The 25,773-nt window shown below is 67.6% G+C and carries 18 protein-coding genes; 14 read left to right on the top strand and 4 right to left on the bottom strand.

The genetic code is table 11. The features are described from left to right. Position 1: 1 nt before the first annotated feature. Positions 2–1,453 carry a dihydrolipoyl dehydrogenase gene (lpdA, locus tag ACT89H_RS07210; RefSeq protein ID WP_445107727.1) on the bottom strand — a complete coding sequence of 484 codons (1,452 nt, stop codon included), beginning with the start codon at positions 1,451–1,453 and terminating at the stop codon, positions 2–4. Between the two features lie 158 nt (positions 1,454–1,611). After that, positions 1,612–2,808: a PucR family transcriptional regulator gene (locus tag ACT89H_RS07205; RefSeq protein WP_445107726.1), complete on the bottom strand. Its 1,197-nt coding sequence runs from the start codon at positions 2,806–2,808 to the stop codon at positions 1,612–1,614. Positions 2,809–3,095: 287 nt separating this feature from the next. Here ACT89H_RS07205 and ACT89H_RS07200 point away from each other — a divergent pair, with 287 nt between their 5' ends. The 4 genes from ACT89H_RS07200 to ACT89H_RS07185 are packed head-to-tail and all read left to right on the top strand — an operon-like array spanning position 3,096 to position 6,140. Continuing rightward, positions 3,096–3,494 (top strand): TOBE domain-containing protein, encoded by a 399-nt coding sequence (locus tag ACT89H_RS07200; protein WP_445107725.1) that lies wholly within the window; start codon positions 3,096–3,098, stop codon positions 3,492–3,494. Positions 3,495–3,505: 11 nt separating this feature from the next. After that, positions 3,506–4,285: a molybdate ABC transporter substrate-binding protein gene (gene modA, locus ACT89H_RS07195; RefSeq protein ID WP_445107724.1), complete on the top strand. Its 780-nt coding sequence runs from the start codon at positions 3,506–3,508 to the stop codon at positions 4,283–4,285. 50 nt (positions 4,286–4,335) lie between these two features. Continuing rightward, entirely contained in the window at positions 4,336–5,094 is a 759-nt protein-coding gene (gene modB / locus ACT89H_RS07190) for a molybdate ABC transporter permease subunit (RefSeq protein WP_445108242.1), read from the top strand. Next, a complete protein-coding gene (locus tag ACT89H_RS07185) occupies positions 5,091–6,140 on the top strand; it encodes an ABC transporter ATP-binding protein (protein ID WP_445107723.1) in 1,050 nt (349 codons plus the stop codon). Before modB ends, ACT89H_RS07185 begins: the two co-directional genes overlap by 4 nt. Before the next feature lie 58 nt (positions 6,141–6,198). Here the strand turns inward: ACT89H_RS07185 and ACT89H_RS07180 are convergent, their stop codons facing one another. After that, the gene (locus ACT89H_RS07180) at positions 6,199–6,603 is read right to left on the bottom strand and encodes a DUF7144 family membrane protein (RefSeq protein ID WP_445107722.1); all 405 of its coding nucleotides are present in this window, start codon (positions 6,601–6,603) and stop codon (positions 6,199–6,201) included. Positions 6,604–6,830: 227 nt separating this feature from the next. Here ACT89H_RS07180 and ACT89H_RS07175 point away from each other — a divergent pair, with 227 nt between their 5' ends. From ACT89H_RS07175 to ACT89H_RS07155, 5 genes are all read left to right on the top strand, one after another. Continuing rightward, positions 6,831–7,367: a hypothetical protein gene (locus tag ACT89H_RS07175; RefSeq protein ID WP_445107721.1), complete on the top strand. Its 537-nt coding sequence runs from the start codon at positions 6,831–6,833 to the stop codon at positions 7,365–7,367. A gap of 62 nt (positions 7,368–7,429) precedes the next feature. Continuing rightward, the gene (locus ACT89H_RS07170) at positions 7,430–8,248 is read left to right on the top strand and encodes a class II glutamine amidotransferase (RefSeq protein ID WP_445107720.1); all 819 of its coding nucleotides are present in this window, start codon (positions 7,430–7,432) and stop codon (positions 8,246–8,248) included. Between the two features lie 17 nt (positions 8,249–8,265). Next, positions 8,266–9,654: a DUF2252 domain-containing protein gene (locus ACT89H_RS07165; protein ID WP_445107719.1), complete on the top strand. Its 1,389-nt coding sequence runs from the start codon at positions 8,266–8,268 to the stop codon at positions 9,652–9,654. Positions 9,655–9,904: 250 nt separating this feature from the next. Further along, positions 9,905–10,741, top strand: coding sequence for a glutamate ABC transporter substrate-binding protein (locus tag ACT89H_RS07160; protein WP_445107718.1), 837 nt, complete (start codon positions 9,905–9,907; stop codon positions 10,739–10,741). 167 nt (positions 10,742–10,908) lie between these two features. After that, the gene (locus ACT89H_RS07155; protein ID WP_445108241.1) at positions 10,909–11,118 is read left to right on the top strand and encodes a TOBE domain-containing protein; all 210 of its coding nucleotides are present in this window, start codon (positions 10,909–10,911) and stop codon (positions 11,116–11,118) included. 398 nt (positions 11,119–11,516) lie between these two features. Here the strand turns inward: ACT89H_RS07155 and ACT89H_RS07150 are convergent, their stop codons facing one another. After that, positions 11,517–12,296 (bottom strand): enoyl-CoA hydratase-related protein, encoded by a 780-nt coding sequence (locus ACT89H_RS07150; RefSeq protein WP_445107717.1) that lies wholly within the window; start codon positions 12,294–12,296, stop codon positions 11,517–11,519. Between the two features lie 269 nt (positions 12,297–12,565). Between ACT89H_RS07150 and ACT89H_RS07145 the strand changes: the two genes are divergently transcribed. The 5 genes from ACT89H_RS07145 (at position 12,566) to ACT89H_RS07125 (ending at position 25,648) form a co-directional block, all read left to right on the top strand. Beyond that, positions 12,566–14,128 carry an esterase-like activity of phytase family protein gene (locus ACT89H_RS07145; RefSeq protein WP_445107716.1) on the top strand — a complete coding sequence of 521 codons (1,563 nt, stop codon included), beginning with the start codon at positions 12,566–12,568 and terminating at the stop codon, positions 14,126–14,128. Positions 14,129–14,418: 290 nt separating this feature from the next. Then, the gene (locus tag ACT89H_RS07140; RefSeq protein WP_445107715.1) at positions 14,419–15,510 is read left to right on the top strand and encodes an Rv2629 family ribosome hibernation factor; all 1,092 of its coding nucleotides are present in this window, start codon (positions 14,419–14,421) and stop codon (positions 15,508–15,510) included. 87 nt (positions 15,511–15,597) lie between these two features. Further along, entirely contained in the window at positions 15,598–15,927 is a 330-nt protein-coding gene (locus tag ACT89H_RS07135) for an ArsR/SmtB family transcription factor (protein WP_445107714.1), read from the top strand. Further along, positions 15,927–16,643, top strand: coding sequence for a cation efflux transmembrane domain-containing protein (locus tag ACT89H_RS07130; protein WP_445107713.1), 717 nt, complete (start codon positions 15,927–15,929; stop codon positions 16,641–16,643). The genes ACT89H_RS07135 and ACT89H_RS07130 overlap by 1 nt, the downstream gene beginning before the upstream one ends. Before the next feature lie 452 nt (positions 16,644–17,095). Beyond that, entirely contained in the window at positions 17,096–25,648 is an 8,553-nt protein-coding gene (locus ACT89H_RS07125) for a non-ribosomal peptide synthetase (RefSeq protein WP_445107712.1), read from the top strand. Positions 25,649–25,773: the final 125 nt, after the last annotated feature.

The following is a 25,773-nucleotide window of genomic DNA, read 5'->3' as shown; positions in this document are numbered from 1 at the left end:
CTCAACGCTTCCGGGGCGGGATGTGCACGGGTAGTCCGAGTCCGGCCAGGGCCGCCTCCATGCCGATCTCGCCGAATGTGGGGTGGGCGTGGATGGTGTCGGCGAGTTCGTCGAGAGTCGCCTCCAGGGCAATGGCCAGGGCGCCCTCGGTGATCAGGTCGCTGGCCGACGGGCCGATGATGTGCACCCCGAGCACTTCTCGATGACGCTGCCCGGCAACGATTTTGACGAAGCCCTCGGTTTCGCCGAAGGTCTTGGCCCGGCCCAGTGCCGCGAAGGGGAACCGCGCGACGACGACGTCGTGCCCGGCGGCGCGGGCCTTCGTCTCGGTGAGCCCGACGCTGGCGATCTCCGGGTGAGTGAAGGTGGCGGCCGGGATCGCGGTGTAGTCGATGTGCGCCGGGTGCCCGGCGATCACGTCCGCGGCGGTGAGGCCCTGATGTGAGGCTACGTGCGCGAGCAGGGCGCGCCCGGTGACGTCACCGATGGCGTAGACGTGTTCCACGCCGGTGCGCAGCTGCTCGTCGACGGGAATGAACCCCCGCTGATCGGTGTCGATGCCCGCGCGGTCCAGGCCCAGGTCGGCGGTGTTGGGACGACGTCCGACGCCGACCAGCACCACGTCCGCGTCCAGGGCGGCGGCGTGCTCGCCCGCGACGGTGACCCGCAGGGCATCGGTCCGCGTGATGGATTCGACGGTGGAGTTGGTGAGCACGGTGATGCCGCGCTTGGTGAACGACCGTCCCAGCGCGGCGCCGACCTCGGCGTCCTCCAGCGGCACCAGGGTGTCCCGCAGTTCGACGATGGTCACCCGGCTGCCGAAGCTCGCGAACAGGCTGGCCCATTCCGCGCCGACCGCACTGCCGCCGATGACGACGAGGCGGTCGGGTACCTCGGTCAGCCCGAACGCGCCGTCGGAGGTGATGACGCCCGGCAGGTCCGCACCCGGAATCACCGGCCGGACGGGCACCGATCCGGTCGCGATGATCACGTCGCTCGCGGTGATCGTCCGGGTGGCCGTGGCCCCCGCAGCGGCGGCGTAGCGGGGGCCGCCGGGGAAGATCGGTGATGGTCCCGCCTCGAATACCTCGACGCTGGTCGGCCCGGTGAAACGGGCGTGGCCCTCGATCACTGTCACGCCGTTGGCGGCGAGCAGGCTCGCCACACCGTCGGTGAGTTGCTTGACGATGCCGTCCTTGCGTTGCCGCACCGCACTGAAGTCATAGCGCACGTTGTCGGCGTAGACACCGAAATCCGCTGCGGCCGTGAGCGTCTGGAATATCTCCGCGGACCGCAGCATCGCTTTTGTCGGAATGCAGCCCCAATTGAGGCACACGCCGCCCGGGCGCTCTTTCTCCACCAAGCCGACCCGCAGGCCGCGCTGCGCCGCGCGGATGGCGGCGACATACCCGCCCGGGCCGCCGCCGACCACCAGTAGATCGAAATCCGGCACTCGTGGTGCTCCTCGTCCTCGACGATTCGATCCGCCTCCGGTTGTGGGGTGGATCATCGCTATCGAGTGTTGCCGTAGCGAAGTGCACAGACAATCGCCACGAAGCCCAGAAGTGCAATCGTCGGATTGGGCGCCGCGCCCAATCCGACGGGATCGGATCAGGGTTTATCCGGTGACCGGTCAAGGTCGAGGGCGGCCAGGGCCAACGACAGTTCCACATAACTGCGCTGACCTTCGAGCGGGCGGCCGAGCAAGGTCGAGACGCGGTGGAGGCGGTTGATGACGGTATTGCGGTGGCAGTGCAGCCGTGTCGCGGCATGGGCCGCCGAGCAGTCGTTCGCCAGCCATGCCGCGAGCGTGTCCAGCAGAGTCGCGCGTTCGGCGGCGGGCAGTGTGAGCACCGGACCGAGAGTGTGGGCGACCAACATGTCGGTCAAATCGGTCGAGCGCATCAGCAGCGCGTGCTGGAAGCGTTGATGCAGGGGCACGAGCCCCGTCGCGTCGTCGGGCAGGGTCTGCAGGGTGAGCAGTGCCCAGCCGTGCGCGGTGCCGATCTGCGCCAAGCCGGCGACGGGGGGAGAGGCCCCGGCTCGTCCGCGCACATGCGGTTCGATCCGTCGCAACACCGAGGCGATGTCGTGGCGCTCCACCGCGATCAGCCCGACTGTCGAGTCGACGCGATCGTGCCACACCGAACGGATGCCGACCGCGGCCAAGGCCGCTTCCGTGCCGGTGTGTATCGCCGCGCCCGCACCGCAGGCGACGACGACGAGATAGTCGCTACCGGCCGGAAGGTTCAACTCGCGTGCGGCGCGTGCGGCGAAGGTGGTGTCGTTGGCTCGGCCTGCGAGCAGGTCCTCGATCAGGGCGTGCCGCCTGCGTTCGTCGCTGCGCAACTGCTCCAATTCGGTATTCCGGTAGGACGTGACCAACGACGTGGACAGCCCGTCGATCACGGCCCACAACGCGGTGCCCGCCGCGCGGATCTCGCCGGGAGCCAGGTCGTCCGACTGGTCGAGCAGGACCTCCCATACGATCCGGCCGCCGAGCCGAAAGGTGCGCAGCATGGCCTCCAGCGGCACGCCCTGTTCGGCGCGGCGGCGGCCGATCGACGCGGCGACGTCGTCGTCGACCGCGGTCGTCGGAGCAGCCAGCAGGTCGAGTATGCGGGTCACGTAGCGGCGGCAGCCGTCGACCAGATCGGCGCGGGCAACCCGCGAGTAATCGGTCCATTCGGGGTTGTCGGTGAAGATCTCGGAGATCAGCCGATCGGTCAGGGCCGGAATCTCCGCACGACAGGCAGCCACCAGAGCCCGCGTGCACGCGTCCGGATTCACCTTCTTCGAGGTCGGCATGTCGCTGGAGATCCTTCTTCTTCGGCCGTACGCCACGACCGCGCGAGTGATGGCGTACCACGACGGTATAGCCATCCGGATTCTGCGCCGATAGCGACGCTCGGCGAAACACACCGACGGGCGGTGCCGCCGCCGAACCGCGGCGCCTACCGCCAGGGGCGACGTCGACCCCGTCGTGCGCCTACCAGGGGGCGGGCCGATCGAACGGTGATATGCGACCCGAAGTAGTCGGAATCGCGGATCCGATCGACTATCCATGCCGTGGATTCGGCAATAAACTGTCGTCCGTGTCGAATCTACGGATCAGTGAAGCCGCCGCGTTGCTGGGCGTCAGCGACGACACGGTGCGTCGATGGATCGATCAGGGCCGCCTGACCGCGATTCAGCTGGACAACGGCCGTAAGGGTGTCGGCGGTCGCGAGCTCGCCCACTTCCTGCGGGCCAATGCCGAGGCGCCCGCACCCGGCGCGACGGTCGCGGCGTCGGCCCGCAACCGGATGCGCGGAATCGTGACGCGGGTGGTGAAGGACACCGTTATGGCGCAGGTGGAGATGCAGGCCGGACCGTTCCGGCTGGTGTCGTTGCTGAGCCGGGAATCCGTGGACGAACTCGGTCTGGAAGTCGGCAGCATCGCTGTCGCGTCGGTGAAGTCCACGCACGTCGTCGTGGAGATACCGGAGAGTTGACGAGGATGAGGATGATTCGCAAGTTGAGTGTCGCCACCGCGACCGTACTGGCTGTGGTGACCGCGGCCGGCTGCGGTTCGGACGAGACGACCGAACACACCGGCGCCGAGCAGGTCTCGGGAACGGTGACCGTGTTCGCCGCCGCCTCGCTGACCGAGACGTTCACCGAACTGGGCAAACAGTTCGAGGCCGCGCACCCGGGCGTCAAGGTGATCTACAGCTTCGGCGCGAGTTCCGCGCTCGCCGAACAAATAGCTCAAGCAGCGCCGGCCGACGTGTTCGCCTCGGCGGCGCCGAAGAACATGCAGCAGGTCCGCGACAAGGGCGAAGTCACCGCCGCACCGGTCATCTTCGTGCGCAACAGACTCGAGATCGCGGTGCCGAAGGGCAATCCCGGACATATCGCCGGGCTGGCCGATTTCGGCAGGGCCGAGCCCAAGCTCGCGCTGTGCGCCGAGCAGGTGCCCTGCGGCGCGGCGGCCAAGACGGTGTTCGAGACCGCGAACATAACACCACAGCCCGATACCCGCGAGCAGGATGTGAAAGCGGTTCTGACCAAGGTCACGCTCGGTGAGGTCGACGCGGCGCTGGTGTATCGCACCGACGTCAAGGCGGCGGGCGACAAGGTCGAGGGCATCGACTTCCCGGAGTCCGGCACGGCGATCAACGACTACCCGGTCGCGCCGCTGGCGCACGCGCCGAACCGGGCGGCCGCTGCGGCATTCGTCGACTTCGTGACCTCGGAGAAGGCCAAATCGGTCTTCGCCGCGGCGGGATTCGACACCCCGTGATCGCGCCCTCGCGGCGGCGGGCGGTGCTGGGGCGGCGACCGGTCGCGCTGATGCTGCCCGCCGTCTGCGGGCTGGCGTTCCTGGTCCTACCACTGCTCGGGCTGCTGGTGCGGGCGCCATGGGCGACCATGCCGGATCGTCTGTTCAGCGCCGATGTCGGCCGGGCGCTTCGGCTTTCGCTGTGGTGCGCGACCACGGCCACGGCGATCTGCCTGGTGCTCGGCATTCCGCTGGCCTGGGTGCTCGCGCGAGCGGAACTCCCAGGGCGTGGGCTGATCCGTGCCTTGGTCACCGTGCCGCTGGTGCTGCCGCCGGTGGTCGGCGGTGTCGCACTGCTGCTCGTGCTGGGGCGGCGGGGGCTGATCGGGCGGTATCTCTACGAATGGTTCGGTGTCTCACTGCCGTTCACCACCGCCGGGGTGATCGTGGCCGAGGCATTCGTGGCCATGCCTTTCCTGGTCATCTCCGTCGAAGGAGCCCTGCGAGCGGCCGATCCGCGCTTCGAGGAGGCGGCCGCGACGCTCGGCGCCACCCGCTGGTACGCCTTTCGCCGGGTCACGCTGCCGTCGGTGCTGCCCGGAGTGGTCGCGGGCGCGGTGCTGTGCTGGGCCCGCGCGCTCGGTGAGTTCGGCGCCACCATCACCTTCGCAGGCAACTTTCCCGGCCGCACCACCACGATGCCGCTGGCGGTCTACCTCGCGCTGGAGACCGATCCGGACGCCGCGATCGTGCTCAGCCTCGTGCTACTGGCCGTCTCGGTCGCCGTGCTGGTCGCGCTGCGCGAACGGTGGATCCGGGGGGCGATGTGAGCTTGGAGGCCGACCTGCGGATCGACCGAGGGCATTTCGCGCTGGAACTGCCGCTCGCCGCCGCGCCCGGCGAGGTGATCGCTCTGCTCGGACCGAACGGGGCGGGCAAGACCACCGCCCTGCGAGCCCTGTCGGGGCTGATCGCGCTGAGCGGCGGGCACATCCGGCTGGACGGAACCACCTGGGATGCCCCACCGTCGGCGTTCGTGCCCGCCGAACGCCGACGGGTGGGCGTCGTGTTCCAGGACTACCTGCTGTTCGGGCATCTGTCGGCCGTGGAGAACGTCGCTTTCGGGCTGCGCGCCCGTGGATGTCGGCGGGCCGTCGCGCGGGAGCGGGCCACCGAGTGGCTGGGCCGGGTCGGGCTGGCCGATTACGCACTTCGCAAACCCCGGGCGCTGTCGGGAGGGCAGGCCCAACGGGTCGCCTTGGCCCGCGCGCTGGCCACCGAACCGCAGCTGTTGCTGCTCGACGAGCCGCTCGCGGCGCTGGACGCCGGTACCAGGGTCCAAGTGCGCTCGGACCTGGCCCACCATCTGCGCGATTACCCCGGCCACACCGTTCTGGTCACCCACGACCCCCTCGACGCCATGGTTCTCGCTGACCGGCTGATCATTCTCGAGGGCGGTGCGATCGTCCAGCAAGGCACCCCCGCGCAGGTCGCGGCCAGACCACGCTCCGACTACGTGGCCTCCCTGATGGGCCTCAACCTCTACCGCGGCACCGCTCGCGGCACGACTGTCGACTTGGACGGCGGCGGCAGCATCACCATTGCCGAACCCGCGCAGGGACTGGTTTATGTGGCCTTCAGCCCGAACGCGGTGGGGCTGCACCCGGAACAACCCGTCGGCAGCCCCCGCAATTGCTGGCCGGTCACGATCACCGGTATCGAGCAACACGCGCACATCACCAGGATTCGTCTCGACGGCGCCACGCCCGTGCTCGCCGACATCACACCGGCCACCGTCGCCGAGTTGCGGCTGCATCCGGGGCAGCGGCTGTGGGCCGCGGTGAAGGCCACCGAGACTCGCTCGTACCCGGCATGATCCAGCGTCGGCGGCAAAGGTGTCCGTCGGCCTCCGCGGGCACCTCGGCCTGGTCACCTCACATGCGGCTCGGCTCCCAGGTCGTCACCGCCCAGATCACGACGACGTCCAAGGCGATCACGATGGTCGACCACCACGGGTAGTACGGCAGCCACAGGAAGTTGGCCAGGATCGACAGCGCGGCGAGAAACACCGCGGTGACTCTCGCCCACATGGCTCCGGCGATCAGCGCGATGGCCGCGATCACCACCAAGATCCCGAGTACGAGATGGATCCAGCCCCAGGTGGTGGTGCTGAACTGGTAGGTGTAAGCGGGCCCGGTGACGAAGAGATCGTCCTTGGCGATCGCGGAGATCCCCTGAAAGATCGACAGGAGCCCCGCGGCCGACAGCAGAACCGCGGCACCGATCGATGTACCCGCCGCGACCGCCTGCTTGACGGAATGCTCATGAGTTGCTGACATCTGCCGGTAACCTCTCTCATCGGCGATGCATGGACGAATGCATCGGTCTGAAGGCGTCACTTGCCCGATCCGAATAGGACATACCGAAACAAAGCCCGCGCACGTCTCCGCGCGCTCGACCTAAGGGTAAGCCCAGCGATCTTCTGGCTACTATTTAGTGGGTCATTGCCGTGGCTCGGCACAACTCGGGATGACGAATCCCCGGCGACGAACTCGGTGAGAGGTCGATGGAAGCCAGCAGACAAGCACTCCTGCACGGACCGCTGTTCTCCCGGAGCGCTCCACTGGACCGCCGCAACGCGGCCAGCCGGATCAGCGCGTATGTCTATGGCAACGTCCTGATCCTCGCGGCGCTGATACCCGTGACGACCTCCGTCGAACATGTCGGCATTCTGATCGTCCTCGGGACGGCCCTCTCGACGTTCATCGCGCATTCCTTCGCCGAAGGGGTCGGGCAGAGCGTCCGGCAGAACCGTCCGATCTCGTCTCGGGAGCGCTGGATGGACCTGCGGGACTCGGTGCCGATCCTCAGCTCGGCGGTGCTGCCGTGTGTGATCCTCGGCGTCGCCGCGATCGGGTGGATCGAACCGCGCACGGCGCAACTGCTCGCGGAGGTGGTCATGCTGGTCCGGATCGGCGGAATCGTGTTCGTCATAGAGCGGCTCAACGGTGCGCGGCCCCGGCGTTCGACCCTGCTCGAGGCGCTGCTCTTGGCGGCTGCGGCCACCACCGTCGTGGTGGTCAAGGTGATCATGACCCACTGACCGCGGCGCGGCCGGTAGCCGACGACCGTCCGGTCTGCTTCAATCGATATATGTGCAGGTGGATGGCTTATTCCGGTGAGCCGATCCGGGCAGAGGACCTCTTGTTCCGGCCGGCGCATTCGTTGATCGACCAGAGTTTGCACTCCCAGCTCGGTGCGACGACCACGAACGGTGACGGCTTCGGGATCGGCTGGTACGGCGAGGGCCCGCGACCGGCGGTGTTCAAGAACATCGAACCAGCGTGGAACGACCGCAACCTGCGGGAGATCGCGGCCGAGGTGCGGACGTCGCTGTTCTTCGCGCACGTGCGCGCGTCGACCGGAAGCCCGGTGCAGCGCAGTAACTGTCACCCGTTCCGGCACGGGCACTGGTTGTGGATGCACAACGGCGCCTTGCGCGGGTTCCGGCAGTGCAAGCGCGATTTGCTGACGGCGGTCGATCCCCTCCTGTTCGGTGACATCGAGGGATCGACGGATTCGGAGTTGTTCTTCTTCCTCGCATTGACCTTCGGGCTCGTCCACGACCCGTTCGGCGCGGTCGCTCGTGCGGTCGGCTTCATCGAAGAAGTCGGCCGCGCCCACGAGGTCGACGCTCCGGTGCAGATGACGGTCGCGACCACCGACGGCGAGTCCATGTGGTTTTTCCGGTATTCCACCGAACGGCAGACGCGATCACTGTTCTATTCCAATGATGTCGCGAAAGTGCGCGCGCTGCATCCCGAGGTGAAAGCGCTGCGCGCGCTGGGGGAGGAGGCACGATTCGTGGTCTCCGAGCCGCTGCGCGACCTGCCGGGAGCATGGAACGAAGTCCAGGAATCGTCGGCCGGCGTGGTGCGTCTCGGTCACGATGAAACGCGCCCGTTCGAACCGATCACACCCTGAGTCGCCGGACGGTCACCGTGAATGATCGCAACGCCACCCGCGCCGCGCGCACCGAACTGGGTCTGGCCGCTCGGCGGACGACCCCGATCCCCGCTCTCGCCGAGCACGATGCCACCGGGCGGGACCCGATCGGCCTGCTCGATCGGCAGTCCCGATCGCGCATTCCGCAACTGATCCCGGTCCGGTACGGCCGCATGGTGAGCTCACCGTTCGCTTTCTATCGCGGGGCGGCCGCGGTCATGGCGGACGATCTGTCCCGAGGGCCCACCACGGGGCTGTGTACTCAATTGTGCGGTGATGCGCACCTGAGCAATTTCGGGATCTTCGCGACGCCGGAACGTCGTCTGGCTTTCGACATCAACGATTTCGACGAGACCTACCCCGGTCCGTTCGAATGGGATGTCAAGCGGCTCGTCGCCAGCTTGGCGGTTGCCGCCCGGGAGAACGGATTCTCCACGAAACACCGGCTGCGGGTGGCGCAAGCGTGTGCGGCCGAATACCGGACGACCATGCGGCACCAAGCCGAACAGAGCACCACCACGGTGTGGTACTCGCGCATCGACCCCACAGCCGAATTGCCCGAACTGCGCGACGAACTGGACACCTCGACCCAGCAGCGGGTGCGCAAGGCGCTGGCCAAGTCGCGGACTCACGACAGCCATCACGCACTCGCGAAGCTGACCACTCGCGTCGACGGCAGGCCGAGGATCATCAGCGATCCTCCCCTGATCGTCCCGCTCGAGGAACTCTTCGCCGAGGTCGACGCCGACCATCTGTATCGCGACCTGCGCCGACGTCTCAGCGACTACCGTGCGACGTTGCAGGACAACCGCCGTGTTCTGCTGGACCAATTCGAATTCGCGCAAGCCGCGCGCAAGGTGGTCGGTGTGGGCAGCGTCGGCACCCGCGCCTGGATCATCCTGATGCTGGGAGTCGACGGGGATCCATTGTTCCTGCAGGCGAAAGAGGCACAGCCGTCGGTATTGGCTCGGTATCTGGCGGGTCCGTCGTTCTCGAACCAGGGTGAGCGGGTGGTGCGGGGACAGCGGCTGATGCAGGCGGCGAGCGACATCCTGCTGGGCTGGCAGCAGGGTCCCGACATCGACGGCGAACCACGAGACTTCTACTTCCGGCAACTGCGCGACGGCAAGGGCTCGGCGGTCATCGAGACCATGGGCCACAAGGGGCTGCGACTATACGGCCGACTGTGCGGGCGGGTGCTGGCGTACGCACACGCCCGCGCGGGCGACCGGATAGCGATCGCTTCGTACCTCGGCGCGACCGACGAGTTCGACCGTGCCATGGCCGAATACGCCGAAACCTACGCCGACCAGAACACACGCGATCATGCCGAACTAGAGCGCGCGATTCGGGAAGGGCGCATCACCGCGCAAATCGGAAGGTGAGAGCGTCGGCGAAGCCGGCTCCGCGTTGGCGGGAAGCTTCGCGGCAGCCTCCCGGGCATCAGCTCACGAGCGCGCGCGACCCGCGATGCGCAGCGTCGCGGGGAAGGATTCTTCGGACGCAGCACCACGCCTGCGCCCGCACTTTCCACTGGCGGGAGGACAGTCGGGCCGGGCGCTGCGACTTCCGGGAATGATGACGTGTCGTCAGTCCTTGGGACCGACAGCTCAGCGCGAGAAGGAGCCGAATTCGATGAGGATCAACCGAACACTTCGCCTCGGTATCGGGGCGATCGCTGTCACCCTCGTCGCCACCGCCTGCGGTGGTGGCGGCGACGCCGCGTCCACCGCCGATCACGTGCGGGACGGCAAGTTGACCATCGGCATCAAGTTCGACCAGCCTGGACTCGGGTTTCGTGAAACGGACGGCTCCTACCACGGGTATGACGTCGAGATCGCCGAGTACGTCGCGAGCAAACTCGGCGTGCGGCCCGACGGCATCACTTTCAAAGAAACGCCGACGGCTCGACGTGAGGCGATGATCATGGACGGCGAGGTGGACTTCATCGTAGCCACCTATTCGATTACCACCGAGCGCAAGGAAAAAGTCGACTTCGCCGGACCGTACTTCGTCGCCGGACAGGCGCTGCTGGTGAAGAACGAGACCACCGATATCACCGGTGTCGAGTCGCTGAACGGCAACAAGAAGCTCTGCTCGGTCACAGGCTCCACCCCGGCGCAATACGTCAAGGATCACTACGCCAAAGACGTGCAGCTGGTGGAGCTCGACACCTACTCACAGTGCATCGACGCCCTGCGGCGCGGTTCGGTCGACGTGGTGACCACCGACGACATCATCCTCGCCGGTTTCGCGGGGCAGGCGTCGGGAGAACTGAAGCTGGTCGGCAACACGTTCACCACCGAGAAATACGGGATCGGCCTGAAGAAGGGCGATCAGGAGACCCGCAACAAGATCAATGACGCGCTCGAGCAAATGGTCGCCGACGGTTCTTGGCGGAAAGCGTTCGAGGAAACGATCGGACCGCTACGCGACTCGACACTGACGCCGCCGGTCATCGACCGGTACTGACCGGAACTCACGATTCGCATCCGCGCGAACAGCGCAGCTGCTCGGGCAGGCCCGATCTCGAAGTCGAGTATGCATCGGAGTCGAGGATGCAATTGCCAGGGGCGCAGCCCGCGGACACCCAGCGGCAATCCGCACCACCCGAGCCAGGTCTGCGTACCATCACCGACATGCAGCTATCCACCCGCAACCAGCTCGACGGCGCCGTCGTCTCGATCACCCGCGGCGAAGCCATGGCCGTGGTCCGTGTCCGGCTCACCGGCGGAGACGAGATCACCTCCTCGATCACCCGTGACGCTGTCGACGATCTGGGACTCTCCGAAGGCTCGCGCGTCAAAGTCCTCATCAAGTCGACGGAGGTGGCGCTCGGCGTGGAATAGCCGGGTGGCGCCGTTCGCCCGGACGTGACGAGGGCGTGGCGAACGCGAGGTGCCGCGCTCAAGGGTCGTCTCGGTTCGGCGGCGCGGAGATCGCCTCCCGGCGTCGCCAGGCCGAGGGGCCTGTGCCTCGGGCACGCTTGAACGCGACGCTGAAAGCGTCGAACACCGGATCGGCTTCGGTGTCTCGCCCGAGGCCGCACGGCTGCCCGCCGGCATTCTCAGCCGGCTTCCGCGCGGCGGCCCCGGCACCATACCCACCGATCACGTGCAACAAGCCGGCCCGGACATTGGAGAACTATGTCGCCGAAGCCGCCGCCGCGGGCCATTGGCACCGGCCCGCGCGACCCGCAACCGGTACCGACTGACACCGACAGCGCGAATTCACGTGCCGGACTGCGCTAATCGGGCCAGACAGGTGGGCGCTTCGCCAGGAAGGCTGCCATTCCTTCGCGGGCGCCCGGAAGTTGAGCGGCGGCGGCCATGACTTCCAGCGCGAGGGTGTAGGCATCTGCTTCGGGGCGGTCGAGTTGGCGGTAGAGCGTGCGTTTGCCCAGTGCTTTGCTGGCCCGGCTGCCGCGGGTCGCGCGGGCGAGCAATTCGTCCACGGCGGCGTCCAGTTCGGCGTCCGGCACCGCTCGGTTGATCAGGCCCCATTGTTCGGCGGTGCGGGCGTCGATCGGATCGCCGGTGAGGGCGAGTTCCATCAGTCGCTTGCGGCCGACGGCGCGGGCCACCGGCACCGCGGGGGTGTGACAGAACCAGCCACCCTTGCCGCCGGGGAGGGCGAACCCAGCCGATTCGGCGGCGACAGCAAGGTCGCATGAAGCCACCAGTTGGCAGCCTGCGGCCGTGGCCAGACCGTGCACCCGGGCGATCACCACCTGCGGCACCGATTCGATGGTCGACATGAGCTCGGTGCACAGTGTGAGCAGTTCCCGTACGCCGAGCAGGTCACGAGCTGCGACGTCGGCGAAATCATGTCCCGCGGAGAACACCGGGCCGCGCGCCCCGAGCACGATCCCGGTCGCGTCGGTCTCGCCGGCGGCCCGGAACGAGGCGAGCAGTTCGCCCAGGTGTTCGCCCGACAGCGCATTGCGCTGCTGCGGCCGGTTCATGGTGATGCGCACGGTGTCGCCGTCCCGCGCGACCAGCACATGCCGATACTCCACGGCGGTCATACCTCCACCGTAGATCCCCACGGGCAAGGACACGACACCTCGAGAGCGATCCAGGCCAGGACGCAGGGCCGAGACCCCTACCGAAGCGATGGTGACGGGGCCGGTCTCGGCGTGGTGACCGCTCGGCCCGCGGTCGGATGCCGCGATGTCCGGGCCCGTCACCGGTGGTAACACTGCACACTGATCGGATGATTGTGGGGATCGACGGCTCACGTTCAGCTCGATGCCAACTGGCGGCCGGGCCCGGACGGTACGCATCGCTGGTGAGAATGCAACGCAGTACCCGAACCGCGCTCGTCACGGTCGCCGTGTGCGCGACAGCTGTCCTGTCCGCTTGCTCGTCGTCGAACTCGGAGGCCGGCTTCACCGCCGCCAAGGATCAGCCCTTGGTGATCTCGCTGGACGATCTGCTGGCCGAGACCGGCGGCAGCGCCGCGGTCGCGATCGCCGATCCGCAGCACGGCACGATCACCCGGCGCACCGACGGTGCGGTGGTGTACACGCCGGCGGCCGGATACACCGGTTCCGACAGCATCACCGTGACCACCACCGACGCCGTGAAGTTGTTCACCACCGATATTCCGCCGCTCGGTGACTTCGGTGGCGTGAGTGTGCAGGGCAGCGGATACGGGTCGGCGTTCACGCCGGTGCCCGGATCGACCGACGAGTTCTACGGTCTCACCGACCGCGGTCCGAACGTGGACGGTAAGGGCAAGAACGAGAAGCTCACGCCCGTACCGTCGTTCACCCCCACCATCGCGAAGTTCAAGCTCGTGGGCACCAAGGCGGTGGTGGAAAGCACCATTCCGTTGAAGAATTCGGCGGGCAGGCCGTTCAACGGCCTGGTCGACACCTCCGCCGGCACCGGCGAGACCATCCGCGACCTCAGCGGCACGATCCTGCCGCCCACCGATCACGGTATCGACAGCGAGGGCCTGGTCGCGTTGCCCGACGGCAGTTTCTGGGTGTCCGACGAGTACGGGCCGTTCATCGTGCACTTCGATGCCGGCGGCACCGAGCTCGAGCGGCTCGCGCCGGGACACGGTCTGCCCAAAGAGCTTTCGCTGCGCACCCCGAACCAGGGTATGGAGGGGCTCACCATCACGCCGGACGGCAGCACACTGGTCGGCATCGTGCAGAGCGCTCTGAACGAGCCGGGTGTCGCGTCGGCGCGTGAGGTGCCAATGACCCGGATCGTCACCGTGGATCTGAAGACTCGGGACGTCAAGGAATTCGTGTATCCGCTGGAGAATCCGAAGCAGAAGCTCGCGGTCTCCGAGATCACGGCGCTGAGCAATACCACCTTCCTTGTCGACGAGCGCGACGGCAACAAAGCGCCCAAGGCCAGCAAGAAGCTGTGGACGATCGACATCACCGGCGCCACCGATGTCGGCCCGCAGGCGAAAGTCCAGGGCGCGCAATATGATCCGGAGCTGGGCCTGTTGGTCGACGGCAAGCCGCTGGAACTGCTCGTCGGTGCCGTGCCCACCGCCGACGGCGTCGCCACGCTGCGGAACGCGGGGATCACTCCCGTCACGAAGAAGTCCAACCTGGACCTCGGTGGACTGCTGGACAGCCTGAACGCCGACGGCAAGTTCTTCGGCCACGACAAGATCGAGGGCGTCGCCACCCGTGACGGCGGCAAGACCCTCTACATCTCCGACGACAGCGACTTCGGCATCGAGGCCGCCACCGGGGACCAGCCGCCGTTCGGCCTGAAAGCCAAGATCCTCGCCAACGGCGTGCAGGACTCGGGTGAGGTGCTGATGGTCGACACCACCAAACTGCCCGCCAAGACGCAGACGAGGACGATCACGATCACCGTCAAATAACGAACGAACACCCGGCGCCGTCGGCAGCCTTCCCCTCCCCGAAGTCGTGACAGCCGCGACCGGGAGGGCGCCTGCCGGTCGGTGCGAGAAGACGTCGGCGTCGCCGGGTTCGGTTTCCAACACCAGCCGCGTCGACGTCGGTTTCGGCCATGGCTTTCACTTCCTTGACGGTTGTCGTGGCGACTACCCTGGCCGGGCTGGGCCGAACCGCCGTACGGAACGGCTGCCGAGTGCACTCGCGGCTCTTGATTCGCCCAGGTCCAGCCGGGTACGCGCAGGATGTGTATGGCATGAATCTCAGAGAAATAGCGCAACGCCGGGGTCCGTTCGTCTCGCTCTGCATCGACGCCTCGCACAACACCGAAGACGCCGAGAAGCAGAGAGCGCTACGGTGGCGCTCGATCCGCGAGCGGCTGGCCGCCCAGGAAGTTCCCGAGAAGACACTGGCGCTTCTCGACGATGCGATCGGCAAGACCCAGCCCGATCAGGGACGGGTCGGGCGTGTGCTGATCGCCGATTCGGACAGCCTCCTCGTCGATCACTTGCTCGCCGAGCCACCCGCACGCGAGATCGTCCGGGTGTCGGCGCTTCCTTATCTGCTGCCTCTCATCGAGCAGCAGTCCCGCGAGGTGCCACATGTGATCGCGGTGGTCGACCGCGTCGGCTGCGATCTGTACGGCGTCGACAAGGACGAGAATCTGATCGAGATGACCGCCGAAGGTACCGCGCATCCGGTGCACCAGGTCCGTCACGGCGGAGGGTGGGCACATCTGTCGATGCGTCGCCGGGTCGAGGAGACGATCCGCAGGAACGTCGAGGAGGTCGCCGCGGCGGTCCGGAATCTGGCGGATCGGGTCGACGCGCAGATCATCGTGCTGGTCGGTGAGGTCGGCGCCCGTGCCGCGCTGTCCAAGGCGCTCGATTCGCCTACCGCTCGGATCGTCGAGGTGGAGGCGGGAGCCCGCGCGGCGGGTGCGGATTCCACCGCCCTGGAGGCGCAGGTCGAGCAGGCGGTGCGGACCCATGCGCGGCAGCAGCAGGGGCAGGTCGTCGAGCACTTGAACACCGCGCGCGGCAGGGCCGACGGCATGGCCGTCGAGGGGCTGCCCGAGACGGTTTCGGCGCTGCTGGCGGCGAACGCCGATACCTTGCTGATCGACGCGGAGACCGTGGGAGATCGATCCGTCGAACTCGATCCGGAATTGCTTCGCGGTATCTCCGCCGCGCAATGGATCGATGCCGACGCGACATCGTCTCGCTCCTACCGCGCGGACGAAGCACTGCCGGTGGTCACGTTGCTGCAAGGCGGTTCGATCGTGCCGGTCGAAGGTGCTGTCGTGCCGCGGGAAGGGGTCGCTACCCTCTTGCGCCACCGCGGGTGACTCTCCGCCGGTGGGCTCGATCGCGGCTCGGGTGGCGGCCACGATTCACAACTTTCTGAATACAGATTTCCATGTATCGTATGGATTGTGGAGACCGCTGTACACCACGACGCACTGGCCCGCTTCGGGCACGCGTTGTCGGATCCGACTCGCACGCAGATCCTCTTGAGCCTGCGCGGGGGACCGGGATATCCATCGGATCTGGCCGAGCGGATCGGGGTGTCACGTCAGATCTTGTCCAACCACCTGGCGTGTCTGCGTGGGTGCGGGCTGGTGGTGGCGGTACCGGAAGGCCGCCGCAGCCGCTACGAGCTCGCCGATTCCCGCATCGCGGCCGCTTTGGAAGATCTGCTCGGCCTGGTGCTGGCGGTGGATCCGGCGTGCTGTCCGGTCGCCGACGCGCAGGAGTGCTGCTGATGCCGGCGCCGCCGGTCGTCGCGCCGGGTGCGGCGCCACGGCGACGGGAGGTGCTTGCCCGGCGGATCCGTCGGCTGGTGGCGGCGACGATCTCCTACAACGTGCTGGAGGCCCTCATCGCGTTGAGCGAGGGCACGCGGGTGTCGTCGACGGCGTTGATCGGCTTCGGCTTGGATTCGGTGATCGAGGTGTCCTCGGCGGCGGCGGTGGCGTGGCAGTTCTCCGGCCGCGACCCCGAGAAGCGGGAGAAGACCGCACTGCGGGTGATCGCGTTCTCGTTCTTCGCCCTCGCACTGTATGTCGCCGTCGACTCGGTCCGGTCTCTGCTCGGCGCCGGGGAAGCGCGGCATTCGGCGGTCGGAATCGGGTTGGCTGCGGCCAGCCTGATCATCATGCCGGTGCTGTCGGCCGCGCAACGCCGCGCGGGACGCGAACTCGGTTCCGCTTCCGCGGTGGCCGACTCCAAGCAGGCCCTGTTGTGTACCTATCTGTCGGCGGTGCTGCTGGCCGGTCTGCTGCTCAACACTCTGCTCGGGTGGTGGTGGGCCGATCCGATCGCCGCACTGGTCATCGCTGGGATCGCGGTCCGCGAAGGCATCAATGCGCGGCGTGGTGACACCTGCTGCCCGGCACCCGCAGCGCTGGGCGCCGCTACCGGCGCGGGTGGGCACGCCTGCGACTGCGGCGAGCATCCATCGGCCGCGAAGGACGCCTGACATCGCGCCGTTTGCTCGGTTTGCGCCCGGTACCCGGCACAGCTTCCGCAATGGCGCCCAGGTCGTAATGCATGGCGGTGTGGCCTCCAGCCCGCTCGAACACGCATGTGGGTGCTCGCGGGATACCCAGACGCGTGGCGAGCTCGGCTTTTCGAAAGACTGCGCCGGCGAGCGCTGGCGAGTTATCGTGGAAGTTCCTGCTGGAGGCCATGGTCGAGGGGGCACAAGAGCCTCCTGACCAGGGCCTCGGGGATACGACATGCACGCAACGACCGCGTCGCTCGCCGACAACCTCTGCATGCCGCCCCGCGAAGTCCGTCGCGGCGGTCGATTCCAGCGCGCTTGTGCGATTCGTCGCTCTAGATGCCAACCCAGTGTTACTACAGCCGTAGTGCCGGATTCGGGGTAAACGCCCCAGGTCGCTACGGCACGGTCACTATGAAGGTCTCGTCATGCAACAGTATTCCGCTCGACCGATCGGTACCGGTATCGAGCTGCCGGACGGAGTCTTTCCACTCTCGGCGGCGCAACGCGGAATATGGTTCGCCCAGCACATCGCGGGTGACGTCCCGATCTCCATAGCCCAGTACGTGGACCTGGCCGGTCAGATCGACCTCGACCGGCTCGCCCCGGCAGCGCGCCAGGCCGGGCGCGAATTCGGCACCGGCTATCTGCGCCTGATAGAAAGCGACGGTTATCCATTCCAGTGCGTGGATACCAGCCTCGACGACAGTGCGCGCATTCTGGACTTCCGGTGTGAGGGCGACCCGGTGGGTGCCGCGCACGCCTGGATGCGTGAGGAGTACTCGGCGCCCCTCGATCTGATGAACGATCGGCTGGCCTGCGTCGTCATGCTGCGGATCGCCGACGATCGCTGGTTCTGCTACTGGCGGATGCATCACATCGCGCTGGACGGCATGGGGGTCTCGGCCATGGCGCGACGCACCGGCGAGCTCTACACCGCGGCGATCGAGGGCAGGCCACCTCCCGCCGCACAGGCCGAGGACCTCAGAAAGATCGTCGACGCCGATCTGGCGTACCGCAGCTCCGATCGTTTCGCGGCCGATCGGGAGTATTGGCTTCGACACCTCGACGGGATCGCCGAGCCGGTCAGTCTGGCGGGCCGCACCGCCGAGGTGGACGCGCATCCACGGCGCGTCGCGGGGGCGCTGGCACAGGAAACGGCCGTGCTGCTGGAGACCGTCGCGAAGGCCGCATCGTCCGGTGTGGCGCCCACAGTGGTCGCGGCGTTCGGCGCCTATCTGGCCGCGATCACCGGTGCTCCCGAGGTGGTATTGAGCCTGCCGGTCTCCGCGCGCACGACAGCGATGATGCGGCGCTCCGGCGGCATGATCGCCAATGTCGTCCCGGTGCGACTGCGCGTGCATCCGACCACGACCGTCGGCGAATTGATCCGGGCCGCGCAGGGCGAGCTGACCGGCGCGCTACGACGGCAGCGCTACCGCCAGGAGGACATCTTCCGCGACCTCGGTTGGCCGATGGACGAGGTCGCGACATTCGGTCCCACGGTGAACCTGATGATGCTGGACACCAGGGTTCAGCTCGGTGCGGTCACCGGACGAGCGCATGTGCTGACGGCAGGGCTGATCGAGGACCTCTACGTCAATCTGTATCCCGGCGTGGGCGGCGAGAGCACCCACATCGACTTCCAAGGCAACGCGAATCTGTACAGCGATGCGGATCTGCTCGCCCACCACGGACGATTCCTGCGGTTCCTGCGCCGGTTCCTCGCCGCTGGACCGGACGCGGCGCTGTCCACGATCTCTGTCGTACCCGACGAGGAACTGGCCGAGCTGGCACCGGCACACGGACCTGCGAGCGTCAGGCCGCGTACCCTCCCCGAAATCCTCGCCGCCGGTGCGGATATCGATCCCGACGCAATCGCTGTTCGGAACGAGGCGGTCCGTCTGAGCTACCGTCAGGTCCAGGAATACGCCAACCGGCTGGCGCGCGTCCTGATCGCCTGCGGCGCCGGGCCGGAATGCGCTGTGGCCATAGCGATTCCGCGCTCGATCGATTCCGTACTCGCGATGGTGGCGGTGGCGGCGACGGGCGCCGCCTTCGTCCCGATCGACCCGGCCTTCCCTCCCGACCGGATCGTGCACATGGTCGACGACAGCGGAGTGGTCATCGGCGTGACCGTGGCGGCCGCGCGAAGGCTGTTGCCGGACCGGGTGAACTGGCTGGTGCTCGACGAGGACCAGACCGGCCGGGATATCGCGGAGCAGGATGCGGCGCCGGTCGACGACACGGTGCGGCGTGCGGCCGTGCACTTGGACCAGGTTGCCTACATGATCTACACCTCGGGGTCGACCGGATTGCCCAAAGGGGTGCTGGTCACGCACCGGGGGCTGGCGAATCTGGTCGCGAGTTCCTCGTGCGGCTTCGGCGTCGGCGCCGACTCTGTCATGGCACACGCCGCTTCGCCGAGTTTCGACATCTCGGTCGAGGAGATCCTGGTCAGCTTCGCCGCCGGCGCCACGCTCGTCGTCATCCCGCCGTCGGCGTACGCCGGGGAAGAGATGGCAGCCGTTCTCCGCACGCAGGGGGTGTCCCACCTGGATGCCACACCGGCAGTCGTGGGATCCCTCGACCCGGCGACACTACCCGCATTACACACCGTCGTTGTCGGTGGCGACACTTGTCCGAACGAGTTGGCGTCCGAGTGGTGCGGCCGTGCCGTGATCAACGGGTACGGGCCCACCGAGACCACGGTCACGGCCACCTTGAGCGACGCACTGACACCCACCGCGCCGGTCACGATCGGAAGCCTCACTCGCGGTGTCTCCGCGGTCGTACTCGACTCCTGGCTGCGGCCGGTCGCTCCGGGCGCGATCGGAGAACTCTACCTCGCCGGGGCCGGCGTCGCGCGCGGCTACCATCAGCGTAAAGGTCTCACCGCAGGCCGATTCGTCGCGAATCCCTACGCCTGCGGCGAGCGGATGTACCGCACCGGAGATCTGGCACGCTGGACCACGAGCTCCGGAAGGCGGGAGCTGGACTACAAGGGCCGCCGCGACTTTCAGGTGAAGGTGCGCGGCCTGCGCATCGAGCTCGGCGAAATCGACGCCGTGCTGCGCAGGCACCCGGATGTCGACTTCGCGGTCACACTGAGCAAAGAGACCGGCTCCGGTTCCACGGCGCTGGTGTCCTACGTGCTGCCCGAAACGGATGCGGAAGTGTCTGCCGAAGCGTTGAAAGCAGCTGTCGGCGAATCACTTCCGGAGTACATGGTGCCCGCCGCGGTTGTGCTGCTGGACAGCGTCCCGCTGACACCGCTGGGCAAGGTGGATCGTACGGCGCTGCCCGAGCCCGAGTTCGGCTCTCGCGCACGGATGCTCCGACCGCCATCGACTCCGCGGGAAGAAGTGTTGGCCGCGTTGTTCGCCGAGGTCCTGGGACTGGACTCGGTCGGCGTCGACGAGAGCTTCTTCGCCCTCGGTGGTGACAGCATCTTGTCCATCCAGCTGGCCTCGCGGGCGAAGTCGGCCGGGATCGGCTTGAGCGCACGAGATGTCTTCGAACGCAAGTCCGTTGCCGCGCTGGCGGCGGTGGCCACGGAGGTAGATGTCCCTGTGGTGTGCGAGCTGCCCGGCGGGGGAGTCGGCGCCGTCGACGTCACACCGATCGTGCGCGCGATGCTGGACCAAGGGGATACCTGGCGCCGGTTCGGTCAGGCGGCTTTGATCGGGCTTCCGGCCGGTCTGGATCACGCTCGACTGGTGCGAGCCGTGCAAGTGCTGCTGGACCACCACGACCTGCTGCGTTGCTCGTTGCGAAACACCGACCACGGCTGGGAATGGATGGTCGCCGAGGTCGGTTCGGTCGACGCGGCCGGCTTGGTCGACGTCGTCACCGCGAGTCACCAGCGGGACGGGACCTGCGAACCCGAATTGCGGCGTGCCGCGGATCTGCTCGATCCGGAGGCCGGAATCGTCGCGCGCTTCGTGCTGATCGAACGAGCGGACGCCGCTGCACTGTGCTGGATCGTGCTGCACCACCTGGTGACAGATGCCATCTCGTGGCGCATCCTGCTGCTGGACCTGGCGACCGCCGCCGTGGGCGGCACCCTCGCACCGGTCGGCACCTCGTTCCGGCGTTGGGCGCACGAACAGCTCGAGTGCGCGACCGGTCGTGGTGCCGAACTGCCGTTATGGCAGCGCATATCGGCTACACCCGATCCGCCGATCGGCACGGGAACCCTGGACCCCGCCCTGGACGTCGCCGCGACTACGGCGACGTATCAGTCCACCACGGCTCCCGAGGTCGCGGACAAAGTACTCACCACAGTGCCGGAGCGATTTCACTGTGGTGTCGACGATGTGCTGCTGACCGCGCTCGCGATGGCGGCAAGCCGTTGGCGCGACCGAAGGTCATGGCTTTTCACCCTGGAGGGTCACGGTCGGGGCGACGCCGTCCTGCCCGGCGCCGATCTCGCGCGCACCCTGGGCTGGTTCACGACTGCTTATCCGATGGCCATCGATCTCGCGGGGATCGATCTCGATGACGCGTTCGACGGCGGCCCCGCGGCGGGCGCCGCGATCAAGACCACGAAGCAGCAACTGCACGCGATACCCGACAAGGGCATCGGCTTCGGCATGCTCCGCTACCTGAACGCCGACACCAGCGCCGCGCTCGCGGACGCGCCGACCCCGCAGATCAGCTTCAACTATCTGGGCCGGGCGCCGACCGGCGACACCGGAGCATGGTTGCCACAACGCTTCGCGGCAACGCGAGACGACCGGGCACCGATGGCCGCGGTCGTGGATATCAACGCCATGCTGACCGACAGCGGCCTGGATGTCACCTGGGCGTACGCTTCTCGGCTGCTCGACGCGGCGGACGTCGAAGAACTCGCCGCCCTGTGGTCAGCCGCCCTGCGGGCGCTGGCCGATCACGCCGATAGCTCGGCAGCGGGCGGGCACACACCATGCGACTTCGACCTCGTCGCGGTGACTCAGCCGCAGATCGAGAACTGGGAACGCGCCTATCCGAACCTCGCTGACATATGGCCACTTTCACCTCTGCAACACGGCCTGCTCTTCCACGCGCTGTACGACCCGGACGGCGCCGACGGCTATACGGTGCAGACCGTACTCACGCTGGCGGGCACCGTCGATGCCGCGCGCCTGCGCAGCGCCGCGCAGACGGCGGTGGCACGGCACGATATCCTGCGGGTCGCCTTCCTGGAAACCGACAACGGACCGCGCCAGCTCGTCCTCACCGACGCCGGCATCCACTGGCAAGAGCTCGACCTGACCGGAATCGCCGACGCCGAGCAACGCCGGCGAGAGCTCGATCGAGTGATCGCCCTGGACGCGAGCACTCGGTTCGACCTGACCCGTCCGCCGCTGGTGCGCTTCACGCTGGTACGTACCGGCTCCGATCGGTACCGGTTCATGCTGACCAACCACCACCTCGTGCTGGACGGTTGGTCGACGGCCCTGCTGGTCCGGGAATTGTTCACCCTGTATGCCACTGCGGGCGACGCCTCCGCCCTGCCGCCCGCGCGCTCCTACCGAGATTTTCTGTGCTGGCTGCGCGCGCAGGACCACGCTGGGTCGACCGCCGCATGGGCGCGATCCCTGGCAGGTATCGAGACGCCGACCCGGACCTTCCCGGCACCGGTCGAAACCGGGATCGTGAAGACCGGAATCGTTTCCGTCGACCTCTCCCAGGACACCGCCGACCAATTGGAGGCAACCGCGCGCGATTCGGGCACCACGGCGAACACGATCGTGCAGGTGAGCTGGGCGATGTTAGTGGCCATGCTGACCGGACGAACCGACGTGGTATTCGGCGCGACGGTATCCGGTAGGCCACCCGAGCTGGCCGGTGTCGAAGAATCGATCGGACTCTTCATCAACACACTGCCCGTGCGCGTGCGGCTCGATCCCGCGGAGCAGGTCGCCGACCTGTTGGCTCGGGTGCAGCGTGAGCAGGCACGGCTGATGGATCATCAGCATGTCGGGCTGCCCGCGATCCAGAAGGCGGTGGGCTCGGCCGAACTGTTCGATACCCTCACCGTTTTCCAGTCCTATCCGATCGACCGAGAGGCGTTGTCGGCGCTGCCGGACATCGCGGGCATTCAGGTGCTGGACATCGCGGGCACCGACGCCACGCCGTATCCGTTGAATCTCATGGTGATTCCGCTGCGTGGCAGCGATGGGCACCGCACCCTGCGGATCAGCGTGAAATACCGTGCCGACCAGCTCGCGCCGGAGGCGGCGCGTCCGCTGCTGGATCGCACGGTCCGGCTGCTGACTCAGCTCGCGGGCGACCCGCACGCCGTGGTATCCCGGCTCCAGTACTGCGACGCGGCGGAACATGCCGCACTGCTGCCGGTTTGTGGACCGGAGTCGGTACCACCGCGACCTCTGCACGAGATTCTCCGCGACCGAGCACGGATCGCACCCGGCGCCATCGCGATGACGGCGGGGGAGCGCGTGACGTCCTACGGCGAACTCGACGCCTGGTCCAATCGCCTTGCCCGGGTCCTGCTGCACCGGGGTGTCCGGCCGGAAATGCGCGTCGTGCTCGCCCTCGGCCGATCGTTGGAATCGGTGGTGGCGGTGTGGGCGGTAGCCAAGACAGGAGCGGCTTTCGTGCCACTGGATCCCGGCTATCCGATCGAGCGGATCGAGCACATCCTCGCCGATTCGAAGGCGCCGATCGGCGTGACAGTGACCGCGATCGGCGCGACTCTGCCGGGAACCGTCGACTGGCTGCTGCTCGACGACCTCGATACGCGCCGCCGGGTCGAAAAGGTCTCCGCCGCACCGGTCACCGACGAGGAGCGCGGTAGTCGTGTCCACATCGACCAGGCGGCGTACCTGATCTACACCTCGGGCTCCACCGGCAAACCGAAGGCGGTGCTGCTCAGCCATCGCGGTTTCGCGAATCTGGTGACCGCGCTGACGGAGTCGCTGGAGCTGGACCCCACGGCCGTCGTGCTGCACGTGGCGTCCCCGAGTTTCGATGCGTCGATCTTCGAACTGCTGTCGGCGCACGGAGCGGGCGGCAGGCTCGTGATCGCGCCCCCGGAGGTCTGTGCGGGCGCCGACCTGGATCGGCTGCTGCGCGCCGAGCGGGTCACGCACGCGTCGGTCACGCCGTCGGTATTGTCCACCCTGAACCCCTCGGGGCTCGATCACCTGCGGGTGCTCGGCGTCGGGGGCGAGGCCGCGAAGGCGGAACTGATCGAGCAATGGTCGATCGGGCGGCGGATGGTGAACCTGTACGGTCCGACCGAGTTCAGCACTTGGGCGACCTGTCGCGGCGAACTCGTAGCGGGAGCGCCGATCACCATCGGCGGGCCGATCCGCGGTGCCGCGAGTATGGTGCTCGACACCTGGCTGCGTCCGGTGCCGGTCGGCGTCGCCGGGGAACTGTACCTGGCCGGTCCCGCGCTCGCCCGCGGCTATCTCGACCGGTTCGAGTTGACCGCGGGAAGGTTCGTCGCCGATCCCTACGGCGCGCCGGGAGAGCGGATGTACCGCACGGGGGACATGGTGCGCTGGGTCATCGGTCCGGACCGGACATACGAGCTGGAGTTCTTGGGCCGCAACGACTTCCAGGTCAAAGTCCGCGGCCTGCGGATCGAACTCGGCGAGATCGATGCAGTGCTGTGTCGCGACGAAACGGTCGGCTACACGGTGACGATCGGCCGGGCCGGGCCGACCGGGGCGACCGTGCTGGTGTCCTATGTCCTGCCTGCCGATGGCGCCGAGATCGACGTTGCGCACCTGCGCGCGCTCGCGCTCGCGGCCCTGCCCGCCTACATGGTCCCGACTGCCTTCGTCGTGCTCGACGCGATCCCGCTCAACGCGGTCGGCAAGCTCGACCTGGCGGCCTTGCCCGCACCGAAGTTCGCGGACGAGCAGACCGAGTACCGAGCCCCATCGACGCCGACGGAGGACACTCTGGCCGGCATCTGCGCGGAACTGCTCGGCCTGGACAAGGTCGGTGTCGACGACTCCTTCTTCGCTCTCGGCGGCGACAGCATCCTCGCGCTGCAGCTCGTGTCCAGGGCCGAGCGGCAGGGCGTCCACTGCACGCCGCTACAGGTTTTCCAACACCGCACTGTTGCCGCGCTGGCCGTGGCCGCCGACGCCGGTCGCGCAACGCTGCCCGACGAGCTACCGCCGGTCGACGGTGAACCCATGCTCGACGTCGTGTTGCCGATCCGGCTCGATGGCAGCGAACCCGCGCTGTTCTGCGTGTCCCCGTCGTCCGGAGTTGCCTGGACCTACGCGGGATTCGCGGATGTGCTCTCCCCGGGCAGGCCGATCTATGGGCTGCAGGCACCGGGCCTGACCGGCTCCGAAGCACCGGCGCGCTCGATCGACGAGTTGGCCGATCGGTACATTCGCGAGATCCGCGCCGTGCAGCCGGCCGGGCCGTACCACCTGCTCGGGTGGTCGTTCGGCGGACTCGTCGCACACGCGATCGCCACGAAGCTGCGCAACGCCGGTGCCACCGTCGGCATGCTCGCGCTGCTCGACGCCGATTTCGCGGACATCGACGATGCCGGCGTCGAGCAGCTTTCCGCCGGCGCCTTCGTCCATACTTTCGGCCCGATGTTCGGTATCCACGATGTGCCCGCCGATGCGTCCGCGGAGAAGGCGGCCGACCTGATTCGCACCCAGTTGGGCGGTTTTTCACCGATCGACGCGGGCGCTGTCGAACGGATGACGCGCTCGTACAACGCGGTGGCACAGATCAGAACCGGCTATCGGCGTCCCGTATTCGACGGTGACATCGTGTATTTCAGCGCGACCGTCAGCACGTCCGGCATCGTCGGACCGACCGGCTGGCGGCCCTACGTGACCGGCGACATCGTCGACCATGATGTCGATGCCACGCATGAGGAGCTGACCACACGGCGCGTGTTGCCGATCATCGCGCGTGTACTCGACGAACGTATGGCCGGTCGAAGTGGAGCCGGTCCGCCGTCGCCAGGCGAGATAACGGGCCTGGGGTGACGGCGCCGTTGGTTCTCGATCATCGGCGCGCGTGACGGTGCCTCGACCGACCCGGGCCCGACGCTACCCACCGCAGCAGATGCTCGCGGTCACGAATCGGGCGTGACGCCACACCGGCATTCTCG

Source organism: Nocardia aegles (assembly GCF_052545135.1).
The sequence above is the reverse complement of the archived record's forward strand: the minus strand, read 5'-3'. Positions and strand labels throughout refer to the sequence as shown.

Excerpts from the sequence above, each read along its gene's own strand:
- ACT89H_RS07150 (WP_445107717.1), bottom strand. The coding sequence starts at position 12,296 with ATGACCGCCGTGGAGTATCGGCATGTGCTGGTCGCGCGGGACGGCGAC.
- ACT89H_RS07170 (WP_445107720.1), top strand. The coding sequence starts at position 7,430 with ATGGCTTATTCCGGTGAGCCGATCCGGGCAGAGGACCTCTTGTTCCGG.
- ACT89H_RS07130 (WP_445107713.1), top strand. The coding sequence starts at position 15,927 with ATGCCGGCGCCGCCGGTCGTCGCGCCGGGTGCGGCGCCACGGCGACGG.
- ACT89H_RS07180 (WP_445107722.1), bottom strand. The coding sequence starts at position 6,603 with ATGTCAGCAACTCATGAGCATTCCGTCAAGCAGGCGGTCGCGGCGGGT.
- ACT89H_RS07125 (WP_445107712.1), top strand. The coding sequence starts at position 17,096 with ATGCAACAGTATTCCGCTCGACCGATCGGTACCGGTATCGAGCTGCCG.
- ACT89H_RS07175 (WP_445107721.1), top strand. The coding sequence starts at position 6,831 with ATGGAAGCCAGCAGACAAGCACTCCTGCACGGACCGCTGTTCTCCCGG.
- ACT89H_RS07205 (WP_445107726.1), bottom strand. The coding sequence starts at position 2,808 with ATGCCGACCTCGAAGAAGGTGAATCCGGACGCGTGCACGCGGGCTCTG.
- modA (WP_445107724.1), top strand. The coding sequence starts at position 3,506 with ATGATTCGCAAGTTGAGTGTCGCCACCGCGACCGTACTGGCTGTGGTG.
- ACT89H_RS07155 (WP_445108241.1), top strand. The coding sequence starts at position 10,909 with ATGCAGCTATCCACCCGCAACCAGCTCGACGGCGCCGTCGTCTCGATC.
- ACT89H_RS07140 (WP_445107715.1), top strand. The coding sequence starts at position 14,419 with ATGAATCTCAGAGAAATAGCGCAACGCCGGGGTCCGTTCGTCTCGCTC.
- ACT89H_RS07160 (WP_445107718.1), top strand. The coding sequence starts at position 9,905 with ATGAGGATCAACCGAACACTTCGCCTCGGTATCGGGGCGATCGCTGTC.
- ACT89H_RS07145 (WP_445107716.1), top strand. The coding sequence starts at position 12,566 with ATGCAACGCAGTACCCGAACCGCGCTCGTCACGGTCGCCGTGTGCGCG.
- modB (WP_445108242.1), top strand. The coding sequence starts at position 4,336 with ATGCTGCCCGCCGTCTGCGGGCTGGCGTTCCTGGTCCTACCACTGCTC.